Annotated in this window: 12 protein-coding genes and 2 pseudogenes; 7 read left to right on the forward strand and 7 right to left on the reverse strand. The window is 50.8% G+C overall.

Annotated features, from left to right (window positions below):
• The coding region (locus tag AC2FI7_RS19775; RefSeq protein WP_496833578.1) for a hypothetical protein at positions 1–528 on the forward strand (528 nt) is incomplete at its 5' end.
• Here AC2FI7_RS19775 and AC2FI7_RS19780 read toward each other — a convergent pair.
• From AC2FI7_RS19780 to AC2FI7_RS19795, 4 genes and pseudogenes are all read right to left on the reverse strand, one after another.
• Entirely contained in the window at positions 529–1,470 is a 942-nt protein-coding gene (locus AC2FI7_RS19780; RefSeq protein ID WP_010443771.1) for a metallophosphoesterase family protein, read from the reverse strand.
• Positions 1,460–2,893 (reverse strand): hypothetical protein, encoded by a 1,434-nt coding sequence (locus tag AC2FI7_RS19785; RefSeq protein ID WP_010443769.1) that lies wholly within the window; start codon positions 2,891–2,893, stop codon positions 1,460–1,462. The genes AC2FI7_RS19780 and AC2FI7_RS19785 overlap by 11 nt, the downstream gene beginning before the upstream one ends.
• 758 nt (positions 2,894–3,651) lie before the next feature.
• Positions 3,652–3,867, reverse strand: a pseudogene (locus AC2FI7_RS19790) (type III glutamate--ammonia ligase); the annotation flags it as partial.
• Positions 3,868–3,922: 55 nt separating this feature from the next.
• A complete protein-coding gene (locus AC2FI7_RS19795) occupies positions 3,923–4,606 on the reverse strand; it encodes an IS6 family transposase (RefSeq protein WP_010443762.1) in 684 nt (227 codons plus the stop codon).
• Between the two features lie 540 nt (positions 4,607–5,146).
• On the opposite strand from AC2FI7_RS19795, the gene AC2FI7_RS19800 reads away from it, so the two are divergent.
• Positions 5,147–6,202 (forward strand): tyrosine-type recombinase/integrase, encoded by a 1,056-nt coding sequence (locus AC2FI7_RS19800; protein ID WP_496816608.1) that lies wholly within the window; start codon positions 5,147–5,149, stop codon positions 6,200–6,202.
• 81 nt (positions 6,203–6,283) lie between these two features.
• Here AC2FI7_RS19800 and AC2FI7_RS19805 read toward each other — a convergent pair whose 3' ends face one another.
• Both AC2FI7_RS19805 and AC2FI7_RS19810 read right to left on the reverse strand, forming a co-directional pair.
• Positions 6,284–7,339: a ParB/RepB/Spo0J family partition protein gene (locus AC2FI7_RS19805; RefSeq protein ID WP_496816610.1), complete on the reverse strand. Its 1,056-nt coding sequence runs from the start codon at positions 7,337–7,339 to the stop codon at positions 6,284–6,286.
• Positions 7,336–8,646, reverse strand: coding sequence for an AAA family ATPase (locus AC2FI7_RS19810; protein ID WP_010442314.1), 1,311 nt, complete (start codon positions 8,644–8,646; stop codon positions 7,336–7,338). The genes AC2FI7_RS19805 and AC2FI7_RS19810 overlap by 4 nt, the downstream gene beginning before the upstream one ends.
• Before the next feature lie 374 nt (positions 8,647–9,020).
• Here AC2FI7_RS19810 and AC2FI7_RS19815 point away from each other — a divergent pair, with 374 nt between their 5' ends.
• From AC2FI7_RS19815 to AC2FI7_RS19835, 5 genes and pseudogenes are all read left to right on the forward strand, one after another.
• A complete protein-coding gene (locus AC2FI7_RS19815) occupies positions 9,021–9,719 on the forward strand; it encodes a DnaA N-terminal domain-containing protein (protein WP_010442315.1) in 699 nt (232 codons plus the stop codon).
• A gap of 315 nt (positions 9,720–10,034) precedes the next feature.
• On the forward strand, positions 10,035–10,313 hold the full coding sequence (locus AC2FI7_RS19820; protein ID WP_010442316.1) for a hypothetical protein: 279 nt from the start codon (positions 10,035–10,037) through the stop codon (positions 10,311–10,313).
• A gap of 629 nt (positions 10,314–10,942) precedes the next feature.
• On the forward strand, positions 10,943–12,640 hold the full coding sequence (locus AC2FI7_RS19825; protein ID WP_259462659.1) for an ABC transporter ATP-binding protein: 1,698 nt from the start codon (positions 10,943–10,945) through the stop codon (positions 12,638–12,640).
• A gap of 7 nt (positions 12,641–12,647) precedes the next feature.
• On the forward strand, positions 12,648–13,559 hold the full coding sequence (locus AC2FI7_RS19830) for a glycosyltransferase family 2 protein (RefSeq protein WP_010442318.1): 912 nt from the start codon (positions 12,648–12,650) through the stop codon (positions 13,557–13,559).
• A 203-nt stretch (positions 13,560–13,762) separates the two neighbouring features.
• Positions 13,763–14,443, forward strand: a pseudogene (locus AC2FI7_RS19835) (IS6 family transposase).
• 56 nt (positions 14,444–14,499) lie between these two features.
• On the opposite strand, the gene AC2FI7_RS19840 reads toward AC2FI7_RS19835, so the two are convergent.
• Positions 14,500–15,210, reverse strand: coding sequence for a GntR family transcriptional regulator (locus tag AC2FI7_RS19840; protein ID WP_170781411.1), 711 nt, complete (start codon positions 15,208–15,210; stop codon positions 14,500–14,502).
• Between the last annotated feature and the right edge of the window lie 71 nt (positions 15,211–15,281).

Genomic DNA, 15,281 nt, shown 5'->3' on the forward strand with positions numbered 1-15,281 from the left:
AAAGCCCGTAGAAGTGTCAGCGATATCGTCATGCCGCGACTGTTCTTCCTTTATGCGCTTGTCGGCATGGCGGTTGGTTTTCTGGTGGTTCAGCACGGTTCAATGATCGGTTTCGTTATCTTTGGCATCGGCGCGTTGCTCAGGTTCCGCTCCAATCTCGATGATCCGGTGGACACTGTCGAAATGATAATCGTGACCGTTCTTGGTCTTGCGGTCGGTCTGGGCTTGCCGCTGATGGCCACACTGGTGGCGGTTGTATGTTGGTGTTTCATTTGGCTTGGTGGAAGAAACAAGGGTGTAGAGATTTCCCTCAAGGCCTCAGACGAAGAGCACTCGTTGAATGTCAGCGGCGCCATTGAAGCTATGGCCGCAGACGCTGGATGGAAGCTGGTCAGAAAACACCACGTCCCCGGAAAATCTCGCGTTTCATTACTGTTCATCACCTCGGGTGGACTTTCAGAAGCTCGGATAGAAGAGATGATAAACGATCTGGTTCCTGAAAAAGTTGAACTGAAACTCAACCTCTAGTCATTTAACAAGGTCTAAACGTTTCAACACCGCATTCGGGGATCTGATCTCTTTCGGGAGCGACTTGAAGTTTACCGACCTTTCGAAATCAGGCCCTCGATATACTGCTATCCCAAACTCTCCGTTCGGCTGGAACGTAACATGAGTGAAGCTGTGAGGTGATCTGGTGCTATCGCCAATAAGCCGCCGTGGACCACCTCCCAAACAAGCTTGAGAGACATAAGCCACACCGTCTTTCCAACCGGGGTAGAAGGCATGATGGTGGCCTGACAGATGCAGAACAACACCGCTTTCCAGATAGATTTTTTCAAGTGTTGGGTCACCGATGATTTCGCGTTCGCGTTGGATCGCGAACGGCCAAAGTGGGAGGTGACTGAAAGTGACAATCGGGTCTCCGTCTGCACCCAGTTCCTGTAGGCGGTCCTGCTGGTCACCGGATAGAGGTCCTAGTGTCGTTGCATCCAGAGACGCAAAAGTAATGCCCTGCATCTCAAATGCGTAGAAGAGTGGGTAGTCATCTGAAACCAGGAAATCGACGTCTGGTTTTCTCGGAACCCATTCCTCTGCGTATATTTTTCTTTCACGCTCGAACCCACGGTAGGCAGAGGCATCATGGTTTCCTGGCGTGACTGCAAATGGAATGCCGGCAGCCTCTAAAGGATCTGATACGGCCTCGTGAAACGCCTTCCACATCTCCCTGACCTGTTTGTCGGACAAGTTGGGAATGCGCTGTCCCGCAACCATATCTCCGGTCGAAATAACCAGATCTGGATCAATCTCGATTATGCGCTCAATCGCCTTGTCGACGCGGGTATCGTATCTTACCGAACCGTAGCTTCCGTTCAAATCCGATATGACGATGACATCCAATGCCGCCCCTTTGCTGGCGAGCAGATTGGTCCAAATGATCACCGCAACAAGGGCAGAACGCTTAAGGGTCATTACAATCCACAACCTCTACCTCGGTGTCGTTTCTCAAAAAGAATGCGACAGGATCCAAGTCGAACATCAAATCACCACTAGAACAATTGCTCTGGAGGATGGACGTTGCCAGCGCAGTGTTTTTGACAACTTGTGCAATCTGTCTGTCTGACAATCCAAAGCTTTGCGACAACCAGTCATAGACCGGGCCTTGGGACTGAAGGTCACTATTCAATGCAACCAAGCGCCGATACGTACTTGGAGAGAAGTGCCGCATTTTCTCCAGCATTTGAGTAGATTTCGCGAAGTTGGCATACTCGACACGCCCGCCAGCATCGTTGTCGTTTAGATTGCTGCGACGGATCAATAATGCGTCGGCGGGAATATCTCCATCGTTCGGCTGATGGTGCTTCGTTTTCTTATGTTTTAGCTTTCCGTCTTCGACCCAATACCAATAGGGTGTGAAGTCTATGTTTCCTACACGGTCCTGCTGGCTGAAGATGAAGTCGAGTAGAACAATCTCGGTAAGTTCTTGCATCCAAAATGCCATCTGTTGGTCACTGACATCGGGGCCGAGATCCTTGTTGATCATCCGGTCTCTTCGGCCTTCTTTAACGCCCTCTTCAATAGCCTCTGGCAGGGGTTTTGAGGAACGCAAAGCCAAGAAAGCAGGCGTTTCCTGGAAATCACGGTTTTGGCCTTTCCCCCAACCAGACTTGCGGGTGCCGTTGATTTCCGAGCCGTATCGATGCCCAGGACTATCAAGCAGTACACCGTATATTTGCGTTCGATCTGCGGTGAATAGATCATCGGTCGGTTGGTATGAGTTCGGGTCGGCGTCCGCAGCTGCAAAGACCCGCCAGCCTTCATGGTTCATGCGCCCGCCGCGAGAGCCACCAGAAATCGCAAGGCCAGGCTCTGCAACCTCGGAGAAATGCGCCTGGGCGTCCATGCTACGCCAAACGGCGACTGGAACTTTGACAGTCGCGTCGAAATATCTGGAGAAATGATAGTAAAGCAGTGAAGACGTGGAAAAGGTTCCACTGGTGCCCTTTTGGTTCATGGTGGACTTGAATTTAGCCACCCTGTCCTTGGCCAGATCATTCGCCGCCTTCCCCTCTTTGCAAGCGTTTCTCTCGAATTCAGAACGGTTCCCCGTGTAGGGTCCTTCCGAAATATCGTAGACGGCCATTCCTGGGCTGGTGCTCCAGGTTTTCGGGCAAATAGCAATTTCGGAGGCATAGAAATCGATCTCGCAATAGGCAGTTTCTTCCTCAAGATCGCTGTCCTTGTACTCGCCAGTCGGAACTTTTTCGATCCGAATACAGCGTTCAGTAATGCCGTTGGGACTATCAAATGTCGTGGCTTCACCCAGAACATCGTCGTTCGCCCACAAGGCAGTGGGTGCAATGAGAGCAAGTGACCCAAGAAGATTGAACTTCATTTAGATAGTCCTCCCGGTATCATTTAGGGCAAATCGCTGCCTGTTGTTCGGTGGAGATTTTCAACTTTGGGTCGACACTGAAGTTGGAGAACTTTGTGTCAATCCACTTGTCGCACCCGCCTGAACAAGGGGCCCCGTTTCGGGCACCATTCCAATAATCCTTGGCCCTTTCTTCCGTCCAACCGCAAAACTGAACGAGCGCCATTGCCGACAATGCCCCCGAGGAATGAACGCCCCACATGCAGTGCACCAGAACAGGGCCCTTTCCAGGGTTTTCAATCACCTCGTGTATGGACGACATGACAGCACTGGGACGGGAGGATCTGGCGCTTTGATAGTCGAAAGATCCGTTTCCGCAACTGGTGCGACCGTATTCAGTGTTTTTGCCGAAGTCCGCATAAAACCCGGTTGAAAACCCTTCATCACACAAAGTTTCGCGTTGTTCTTCACTCAGGCCCGTTCGATCCTTGTCGCCGCCCTTGAAACCGGATCGATACAACACTCCGCTTAAGACTGGACGAAAGAAAGCGACACCATCAACGCCTCCGTCACCACCCTTTGACAGCATTTGACTGTTGTTTGGACCGCCATTTCGACTGGTCACGTCAGAATTCGCAGCGGTTGCGAGAACACCAATGAATATGAGGGACGCCAAAAACCGCATGCGAACTCCTTTCTATTTGTCAGCCTGTTATGCTCAAACTCTTCCCACTTGGCGGGGCCAGAACATCCTAAAACAACGCGATGGGATCAAACAGTTAGACATCCAATGTGTGTTCTTTTTCCCAACGCGAAAAGTGGTTTGTAAAAGACATCCACTCCTGCTTCTTCATCTTCAGGTAAGCGGCCGAGAATTCCTCGCCCATAGCAGCCTTCAACCCTGCATCCTTGTCATATTCGCGCAGCGCGTCCAGCATGTTCAGCGGCAGCTTGGGCGCATCGGTGACAGTGTGCCCTTCGGCATACATGTCGATAGGTTCTGTCGCAAACTTTTTAGATGGCAAAGCATCAGTGGATTTGGCGAGCAGTTTATCCCGCCATTTGGATGAACTGCTGAAACGGACGGAGTCCGGGCGTGAATTGACCTTTGCGGATCATGTTGACCAGTTCTATGCCTGCCAGGACAGATGCGGCTGAAGCGAAGGATTTGAACCCCAGCATGGGTCTGATCCTTCGTTTGATAAATCGGTGATCCTGTTCAATGATGTTATTGAGGTATTTGCGCCTGACCATCTCGATCGGGATTGGACAACCAAAGCTCTTGAGCATTTTGTTGATCGCCTTGATGCCAGCTGTATTGGCACCACTTTTGTCGATGACGATCTTGCGCAGTAGACCGTTCACCTCAAGCGCGCGGGCGAAGAACTTCGTCGCAGCGGCTTTATTCCGGCGCTCGGACAACATGAAATCCAGGGTCTTGCCGTGTTTGTCGATCGCTCTGTAAAGATAAACCCATTTGCCTTTGACCCGCACATAGGTTTCATCCATACGCCACGAGCGGTCTGCGGGACGCTTTCTATACCGCGCAGCTTCAGCAATGAGGCCTGCATATCGACTGACCCAGCGGTTTAGCGTTGCATGATCCAGATCAACGCCACGTTCCGCCATGATTTCTTCCAGATCCCGGTATGAAACACCGTAGCGCAGGTAGAAGAAAACCGCATGCAAGATCACGTCTTTCGGAAAATGCGCACCCTTAAATGAGATCGTCACGGCCTGCTCCTGTCAAGTTCTAGTGCGCGCTACCAGAAATGCACTCGACCTGACAGGTAGGGACAAAGTTTGCGACAGAACCATTTCCTTGTCGTCTTGATTTGGTTGAACGGTCATTAGACTAAAAATTCCAACACCAACTCAGTTGTGTGAGTGGCCTCATCTGACTGGTCCAGTTTGATTGTTAGTGCATGATCAGCCTGTGTTCCATCGGGATGATGGTGGCCGAGCTCGCGGCGAAGACCCAATCTCAGACGGTTCTTACAACAAACTGCGGGCAATTACCCAATCGAATGAATGCAGGGAGGCTATTCAAGACGAATAGAACGATCAGAGGTGCAACTCCATGAAGGTCAACAGTCGAGGTCCGCAACAGATCCCGGCAAAGCCTTTACGTTTAACCTAATAACATCATTACGCGCAAAATTCACTCTTTTTGGTTGTTACATTTCTCACTCTATCAAACTCTTACCATATCCGATAAGTATCCCTTATCATGTTTGATTGATTTTGCCGAAAAATCAGCGCAGAATGTGCCCTATGAAGCCGCCTGCCCCCTATCTTCCAGCTGCCACCCCTGCCCTGTCGCAGGCGGATCAGGATGCGCTGACCGACCTGTATGTGCGCGGCACGCCGGCCAATACGCTGCGTGCCTATGAGCGGGATCTGCGCTACGTGACGGCATGGAAAGCCGCGCGTTTCGGATCAGCGTTGGATTGGCCGGAAAGTGCGCCGATCGCGCTGTCTTTTATTCTCGATCACGCCCGCGACCTGAACGACGCACCAGAAACGGATGTGGCGCGCGAAACCGCAGAGCTGCTGATTGCGCAAGGGCTGCGCAAGTCCCTCTCCTGCCCGGCCCCGTCCACGCTCGACCGGCGCATCGCCTCCTGGCTGGCCTTCCACCGGATGAAGAACCTGACTTCGCCTTTTGACGCGCCACAGGTGAAACAGGCCCGCGCCAAGGCCCGTCGTGCCGCGGCCCGGTCCCCTGCCCCAAAATCCACCCATCCAATCACCCGTGACATTCTCGAACTGCTGCTGGCCACCTGCCGGGGCTCGCGCCGGGATTGCCGCGACCGAGCGCTGTTGATGCTGGGCTGGGCGTCGGGTGGTCGGAGGCGCTCGGAGATCACCGGGTTGATGCGCGAGGATGTCTCGCTCAAGGAATTTGACAAGAGCGGCGTCGTCTGGCTCTCGCTGCTGGAAACCAAGACCACCCAGAAGGGCGAGACCCCGCGACTGGTTTTGAAAGGCCGCGCAGCCCAGGCGCTGGTGCATTGGATCGAGATTGGCGGGATCGAGGATGGACCGCTGTTCCGCCCTGTCTCAAAAGCGGATCGTGTGCTGAAACGTCGTCTGAGCCCGGATGCGATTTATCAGATCGTCAAACACCGCCTGAAACAAGCCGGATTGCCCGAGGATTTTGCCTCGCCCCATGGGCTGCGCTCGGGGTTTCTGACCCAGGCCGCACTGGACGGTGCGCCCATCCAGGCCGCCATGCGCCTGTCACTGCACCGCTCCCTGGCCCAAGCGCAGAAATACTACGATGACGTCGATATCGCGGAGAATCCAGCTACAGACCTGTTGGGGTGAATTGGGGCTAAACGAAGAAGGCGGTAACCCATGGGTTACCGCCATTAAAATCAAAAAACGTAAGCATGGGTAACCCGCGGGTTACTTCTCGTTCAAAACCGCTTCGAAAGCTTCAACCGCCCTCTGGAGCTTTGAACGGTCAATCGAACTAAAGTCTTGACCGGACAATATTCTGCACTCTCCCTTTCGCGCAGTGATTTTTGAAGCGCCCACATGAAACTCATACTTCACGCTCTCGACTTTCTCACGTCGCTTGCCTTTACCCCGTTCAGAATCAGTATCCGCCAAGAAAGCATCAAGCACCGCGTTTTGCTCATCAGCTGTGGATGCGCGCGCCAACACATCTTTTAACACAGCAACTGAACCCGACGAAGCTCGAAGTTTCCGCGCAACCTCAACGCCAAGATTTCTGGAGACACTCTTAGGAAATGGCAACGCGCCATCAAGTTCATTGAGCAGGTAAACAAAGCTACGAATATAAGAGCGTTTCATCTTGTGCAGGGATGAGTAAAGCCTTCCGACCAAAGCTTCTGCATCCCCTGCCCCCAACTCAGAATCGTTGGAAGCAAGAATTGCCACTTGCGCCATCTCAGCAAAAGTCAGGTCCTCTCGAACAACGTTCTCTTCAACCATGTCAATGTAAAGGTCGATACGATCACTCTGGGATTCGGCAACTCGCGCTGTAACACTGGAAAACCGTTCATCACCGGTCTCCTCATAAAGCTGCTTAAGAGCAGTTACTCGTCTCCAACCCTTTTTGAGCTGGAATCGACCATCTGAATCCTTATAAAGCTCTATGGGCTCCTTCTGGCCGCGTTCCTGAATAGAAGCCTTGAGTTCATCCATCTCATCCGAACTTGCGACGGCCGATAGATCCAAGCGATCTCTTGGAAGATCTGTCGTAAGAATTTCATTGATGCTGACCGCAACCAAAACTCGCCCCTCGTCACGAGCTTTGCGATACTCCTTGGCATCGGAGGCATTTTGCCGTCGCTGTTCGACACGGTTCTCAGTGCTTTCATTTAAACTGTTTGCTGTCTCGCGTACCGCAGCCCCCATTGGACCCACTTCGCGGCGGCGTGTTTTCTTGATGTCATCTTCATCAATTGGAGTGAAGCCAAATTTGTTACCGCTCATTCTACCCGCTCCTCAACTTTGGTACGCGCCTCCCAGGCCCGTAGGACGACGTCCTTAAATTCACTGTATGCATTATCAAAGGACAGACGCGCCCGTTTCCATGTGTCCCGAGTCATCTGCCTATAGTCCTGCTCGTAGACAGACATCTGGAACCTACCAGATTGCTCGACCGCACGTGTCATTTCGATGGGATTTTGACAGACATCGGCCCCGAAGACATTTTTGAAAGCGTCCATCATCGCGACATGCAGAGAGTTGCTGGCCTCGAAGCGAGTCATGAGAACACGTATGTCATCGAACCTTTTAGGAAGAGTAATACCAGCATCCTGTGCAATACGTTCGAAACCGCTGGTTATGTCTTCCAAGGCGTCGCCAAGCTGACCAAGATAACTCGTTGTGCTGTCGTACTCCCAATAGCCAGGACCAGACGGAATATAGAGGATATCAGCCGCAAAGGCCGCATTCAAAGACTGATATCCAATTGCAGGCGGACAATCGAAAACAATCAAATCATATTGGTCGTCTGGCAACTCATCGAGATATCTTGCGACGCATCCAAAAAAACTCCATGCCTTATGAATGGACCTATACTGGGCGGAAGCAAATTCAACGAAGGCGGCGTTCGCGCAGCTCGGAATGATGTCAATCGTCGACCATGAAGTTCTTTGAATGAAATCCTGAACACGCTGTGCGCCGATCGACTGAACATCTTCTGGCAACTCGTCAGCAGTAGGGTAGGGGCAATCTGCAGGATCATCATATTCGTCCGCGATCCGGTTCGCCTCACGGCAGAGGTCGCGACACATAATGCCCCAGACAGTATTCCACTCTCTTACTTCAGCCAGACCCATTGAATGAGTGAGTGTCGCCTGGGGGTCAAAGTCCACCACCAAAACACGATAACCATCAAGCGCAGCCGCATTCGCCAAGTGCTGAGCAACGACAGTTTTGCCAACACCACCCTTAAAGTTCGAAACCGCCACTCTCATAGCCCGGCCTGCCGGCCTTTGAGGCAGAAGGCTCTTACCCCTAAATCTCAGACGCCGTCTCAGTTCATTAATCTCAGCAAGAGAAAACCATCTTTGCCGTCCATCATCTTCAGTCGCACCTTGCGGAAGAGACGGGTCTTCGGCCAACTTCTTTCTCAAGGTGTCCGCCGGGACATCAAACATGAACTGGCTAATTTCCCAGATTGAGAATGGTCGAAGAACTTTCTCGTCTGCAGGCGAGAAGGTAGCGCGGCGGACGGCAGCCTGTTGAGCCAGGCTTCGTTCGTTCATAGCTTGAAGGTCGGTGTGGTCACGCATGATGTTGCTCTTGTTATATGACGGTGGTCTTTTATTAACGCGATTTTTGGAAACTGCAAAACGTAAAGAATAGAAATTCCGCTTTTTTGCCTATGATCCGTTAAATACGGGAAGAAATTCGAATGCCAGGCTATGTTTTGGTGACAAGCATCAATCACTAACTAGATATATGGTGACATTCACCCCCCAATAGGGTGACATCCAGCATGTCACCTAATACCTAATAACCGATTTTTCTTTTGAATTTGAGAAGTGAAGTGGGCATCCTGCTTTTCAAAGTTCGTTGACAAACTACGGGATTTCATCACACTGAACCCAATTGATGGAATCGGACAGCAAGACCGATCCGCTCGAGGCACAGTGGCAGTATCAAAATGGAAATAAAACGATTTACAGGACATCAGGCCGGTTCACAGAAGTACGATCTACTAACTGCAATCTCTGTTGCGGGATTAAGTGGTACACCCGGTTTTCAAAATTCAATGATGCGGCTCATTGCGTTGATAACCGCCCGATACAACTGGCGCACTGACGAGCTGACGGTCGGACAAAAAGAAATGGCCCGCCTCTGGTCCGTGGACCAACGAACCGTCAAGCGAGAAATTAAGCGATTGACGAATTATAATATGCTTCTTCAGCTTAGGCCCGGAGTTAGAGGCCGTGTTGCGGCGTACCGACTCAACTACACGGAAATTTATCGCCTAAGCAAACCAGTTTGGCAAAATGTTGGTTCTGATTTTGTATCACGCATGGAAATGCAAATACCAAAACCATCCGAAAAGGTCGTTCATGTTCAATTTGGTCAAGAAAAACAATTAGAAGTCGAACTTGAGAGGCAAGATCTTCAAAGTCCGTGGGGTAGGGTGCTCCAACGCCTATCAGAGTCAGAAATGTTGTTGTTCAAATGCTGGTATCGTGACCTTCAACTTGTTGAAACCCAAGATCAGACGATCACCTTGCGTGCGCCAAGCAAGTTCATTGCACAATACATTCAGTCTCACCATTTGAAACCTTTGCTTGGAGCTATCCAACTTGAATTTGGGCGAATTCGGAAGGTGCGTCTGATAGGCTAACTGGACCATGCCGTTGCTTTTCCTGAATTTGTTTGAATTATACCAGTCAGATTTTCAGATTAAAACTAGTAGGGAACCGTTCTTTGTCGCGGTCGTTGATCGGCATGTTGCAGCTTCGTGTGTTTATTCCAATCGAGGCTTGGTCTGTAATGATATTTGGGAAAGTCTTGTGATCTATTTCAATGGCGCGCTCTACCCAGTATCTGTGATCCTATTCACGGTCTACTTCTGCGTTCGAAACGGCGTTTCCTATCGTGATCTAGAAGAAATACCGGCTGAAAGTAGTGTTAAGGTCGAACATGCAAGGATGAACAGATGGTTAGTAATGTATTCATCCTTGGCGGGTTGCAAATCACAGAAATGGAAGGCCAACACAATGGCATCCTAAAGCGGATCAAAGTTAACAAATTTCGTAGCAACACGACCGGGATCAAAGAAGTAAACAATATCTTCAAGCAGGATCACCGGCTCATCAAGCAGCTTACGAGGCCCATGCTTCGCTTTGAAAGCTTCACCCCGGTTGTTGCAGACTTCGAAACAGCAAATTTGATCGGTAAGAGGCCGCTGGGACGTTCGACACGCGGATTCCGCTAGTTTGCAGAACTCGCTGGATAATTTAACCTAATCAGAGTGATAGCTTTATTTCTCTGCTATGTTTGCGATAGCTCCACAGATTCTACTTGGTACGGTTGAGGTGAGCCCATTTTCGGATCAGACTTTCAGAATCGGATGCAACATGAACCCGATCAGCACAACAATATTGTCGCGTCTTAGTCAAATCCAGCTAATTCTCCCTCTCTAGGGGAGGGGGGCTGGGCGCAAGTTCAGACCATTTTACATGGGTGCGATCCAGAGTTTTGGGTCAGTTGGTTTCGACATTTGAACGAGGCCGAAAGGGTAGGGGCCTAGGCTATGCTTGTTGAGCCTTCTTGTTTATTGCCCACTACATTGCATATCAGTGGTCAGGGCGGGTTTTGGCGGTCGACACACCGATCAGGACATTGCGCATCGAAACCGTGGATTAAGGCGGAATACCGCGTGGGCTTGCCCAATAGAGAGCGGGCGACTATCTAGCGGACACGATTTATGAGTCTGTCATAACAGACATGTCTCAATCCTGATCACAGTGGGCATGTGCATTGCAAAAGATCAAATCAAAGTTTGCGGCGGTACTAAGCGATTCCGTCTTGTGGCGTTTGCTGTCAGAGAACATGCGGGAGCAAATGCTGCCGTATACCATTGCAATTATCGCGATGGTGTTTGTGGCGGGGACTACAGCTGGTATCGCGTTCATCATGCGAGATGTCGTTGACTCGCTGTTCGACAGTGAGAATTCGGCCAAGATCTTTAGCGTTTCGATGGCCGTGTTCACTATTTTCTTGGTAAAAGGTGTCGCCACCTACGTCCAGGTTGTGGCATTGACCCGCGCTGGGAACCGGATCGTATCAAAACAGCAGATCAAGCTATATGACAAGCTTTTGCGGCAGGGCGTATCTTTCTTTAACCTGACCGAAAGCTCGGATTTGCTGTTGAGAGTGACACAGACAGCACAGGCTGCGCGGACGGTTATCGAAATAATGGTCACGACCGCCGTTCGAGACATGCTTACATTGATCGGTTTGCTTGCCGTGATGTTCTATCAGCAACCAGTTTTGTCCCTCTTTACGCTAATCGTCGGCCCGCTTGCAATTCTGGGGGTTCGGATGCTGCTTCGTAAAGTCCGCGATATTGCGGATATGGAGCTGCAGTCGATGAGCGCGATCATGAAAGTCATTCAGGAGACGTCAGCCGGAATTCGGGTGGTCAAGTCCTTTGGACTAGAAGAACGCATGGCGGAACAGATGAATTCGGCAGTTAAAAGCGTCGAAAAACGCCGAAATAAGCTTGCTCGCTTGCAAGCGGCAACCAGCCCACTGACTGATATTCTGGCAGGATTTGCAATTGCGTCGGTCATCGGGCTGAGTGCAGGTAAATTGTTTGGTGCAGCGGCCTCTACCCCAGGCGAACTGATGTCATTCGTTACTGCTGTGATGATGGCGTATGAACCTGCGAAGCGTCTGACCAAGGTGCGGGTGAAGATGGAAGTGGGTTTGCGGCGTGTTAAAATGCTGTTCAGCATGCTGGACGAGCCGGAAACCCTGCCTGAGGAAGCTAATCCCAAAGCGTTACCGGATGGGCCTCGCAAAGTCGTGTTTGACGATGTTGTATTCGGCTACGCCCGGCGTGATCCGATCTTGAAGGGGCTTTCGTTGACCTTTGAGGCCGGCAAGACGACCGCTTTGGTTGGCTTATCTGGTGGCGGAAAGTCGACCATTTTGAACCTTGCATTGCGCCTATATGATCCAAACAGTGGTACGATTTCGATTGATGGCCAAGACATAAAATACGCCTCTTTCAAGACGTTGCGCCAGAATATGTCCTTTGTCGGCCAAGAGACATTTCTTTTCTCAGCGTCGATCGCAGACAATATTCGCTTTGGCCGAGAGGGAGCGACACAAGAGGACGTGATTGAGGCCGCCAAGGCCGCAAACGCCTATGATTTCATAATGACTTTGGAGCAGGGCTTTGACACCATGGTGGGCGAAAACGGAGCCTTCTTATCTGGCGGTCAGAAACAGCGCCTTGCGATCGCCCGCGCGTTGTTGCGCGATAGCCCCATTCTGTTGCTGGACGAGCCGACGAGTGCGCTGGATTCAAAGTCGGAACATCTGGTGCAGGAAGCGCTCAGCAGGCTTACGGAAGGGCGTACAACAATTATCGTTGCGCATCGCCTTTCAACGATTATGCACGCGGACAAGATTGTTGTGATTGAAAGCGGGGAAGTGTTGGAGCAAGGGAGCGCCAAACATTTGTTGAAAGAACAAGGCCCTTTCAAAACCTTGTACGACCATCAGTATTCTAACGCAGTTAGCGCAGAGTGAGCTTGGTTTGACGCAGCAATCTGCAAGACGACCGGCGCGGCAACCACTGGCCGCGACCGTCATTATTCCAACTTACCACAGTTGGGATCAACTGCAGATCTGTCTGGACTGTTTGGCTTCCCAGACCCTGAATGCCGTTCAATTCGAGATTATTGCGGTAAACAATGATCCTTCCGACCAAACTCCGTCTGAGTTTCGCTTGCCTGCAAACGCTCGTATATTGAGCGAAGCAAAGCCGGGCTCATACGCGGCACGAAATCGCGGTATCGATGACGCGAATGCCGACCTATTTTTCTTTACCGATTCAGATTGTCAGCCTGACCCACAGTATCTGGAAGCTGGATTGAAGATGGCCCAGGATCACCCTGAGGTTGGGCGGTTCGGAGGCAATGTTGTTCTAATTCCTAACGGGGAAGAATGGACGACAACGGAATTGTATGACGTTCATCTTGGTCTGGAGCAGCAGAAGTGGGTTGAGCGTGGCAGAGCTGTTACTGCCAACCTGATTTTGCGTCGCAGTGTGATAGATCAAGTCGGTCGGTTCAACGACACGGTTTTGTCAGGTGGTGATATGGAATGGAACGATCGCGCAAAAGCTGCAGGCGAACCTATCCTTTTTGCCGAGGAAGCCATCGTAAGACATCCAGCGCGTAGAAGTCTTGGTGAACACATCACCAAAGCCCGCCGAATTGAAGGCGCGCGTTTGCGTAGGAACGCGAAGCGTGGATTTGTGAATTACATACCACCCGTTCACAAGCTGATCCCGTCGTTTAAGACTCTGAAAAATCTTCTTGGAAAATCCGATCTATCTACCCGACGAGCCCTTGGAGTTTGGGGTGTCCATTATGTTCTTCGAGTGGTGAAGATAACTGAAACTATTCGTCTGCTCTGGCTACGACGCGCCGATCAGCGGAAATAGGGCTAATTAAACAGATCTCTTCATGTACTTGGTTTGAAAACTCAAATTCTTTGCGAAACTAGGCTTTTGTGTAGTAGTCATAAGTATAATATTTTGATTATTAAGACGCGTTGATGATGGCTCAGTTGCAAACTCTTATCCATTGACCTTCGTGGCTTTAGCGCATGTGTGGCGAACGACACTATCCAGTTGAAGGTTGGTCCATGATTTCTTTCAAAGGTGCGCAATATCCGAAGGATGTTATCCTATTCGCAGTCTTCTTTTACGTCCGATACGGCGTGTCGTACCGAGATCTGGAAGAAATCATGGCAGAACGCGGTGTATCGGTTGATCATGCGACACTGAACTGTTGGGTGACACGATGCTCAGGCGCAATTGCTGATGTAGCGCGCCGCAGGAAAGGGCCATGTGATCGCTCTTGGAGAATGGATGAGACTTACATCAAGGTGAAGGGTGCGTGGGTCTATCTCTATCGGGCCGTCGATAAATACGGCAAGACGCTTGATTTCATGTTTTCACCACAGCGAAACAAGCCTGCCGCGACGAACTTCTTCGCTCGGATGAAGGAGGTCAATGGTTTGCCACGGAAGATTGTCATCGACAAAAGCGGAGCTAACACGGCTGGCATCAAGGCCATAAACAAGATGCTGAAAGGCTTTGGTTGCCCGATCCCGATTGAGATGGTCAGGCGGAAATACCTGAACAACATCGTGGAACAGGACCATTGTTTCATCAAGAGACGCATCCGGCCAATGCTAGGGTTCAAGGCATTTGCCTAAGCGGCGGCAACCCTCGACGGAATCGAAGTGGCGCACATGATCCGCAAAGATCAAATCACGCCCGGACTCTGTCCCTTTCAACAATTCAGAGAACTGCTCGCATAACAAAGAAGGTCAGATGTATTTCCTTGAACATCGGAACACTTCGCAACAGTACCAAGTTACATGCGCCCGGTGAGTATCTTAGCCAGATCGGGTTCAACCTTTCGGGTTTGTTCCAAATCCAGACTGTTTTTTACGTGGAGGAGGTGGTGTTGGATGTTGTCTTCCGCGGATTGTGGGTCACCACTCACGATCGCATCAATGATCGAGGCGTGCTCATCATCGGGACACGAAGAGTCCCTGTTAGTTCCAAACAATGCCACGATCAGAGATGACCGGGTCACCAACTCGCGCACAACGCGTGTAAGTACCGAATTGTTGTGGCATTTGGCCAGTTCCACATGAAATTCACCTGAAAGCCGGATGATCTCAGTTCGATCATTTGCTGCCCGAGCTTCATCTTCTTCTTTGACATGTGTCCGTAGCGCGTCGATTCCTAGGCTGCCGTTCTCATGTGCCAGTGTACGTACGATGCCAGATTCAATCATCAAGCGGGCCTCAAAAACCTCTCGAGCTTCGTCAGGGCTTGGACAAGCTATAAAGGCGCCACGGTTGGAGTGCAGTTCAACAATGCCTTGGCTGCTCAATAACAACAAAGCTCGGCGAACGCGCATTCGGCCTACGCCAAAAGTCTCGCACAAGGTTTGTTCGCTCAATTTGGTTCTAGGCGCCAGCTTCTGTTCCATGACCGCAGAATAAATTCGGTCAACGATCAATTGCTCATCCGGATCGGATTGGACGGCGTCGAGTTTTTGTTGGGCGTCTGTCATCTTGTTCCGATTTGGCAGGAATACATGTCGATCGTACTTAACCGTACAACTTCTAACTGACAATATATTGG

This window comes from Ruegeria sp. YTSA064, assembly GCF_059610325.1.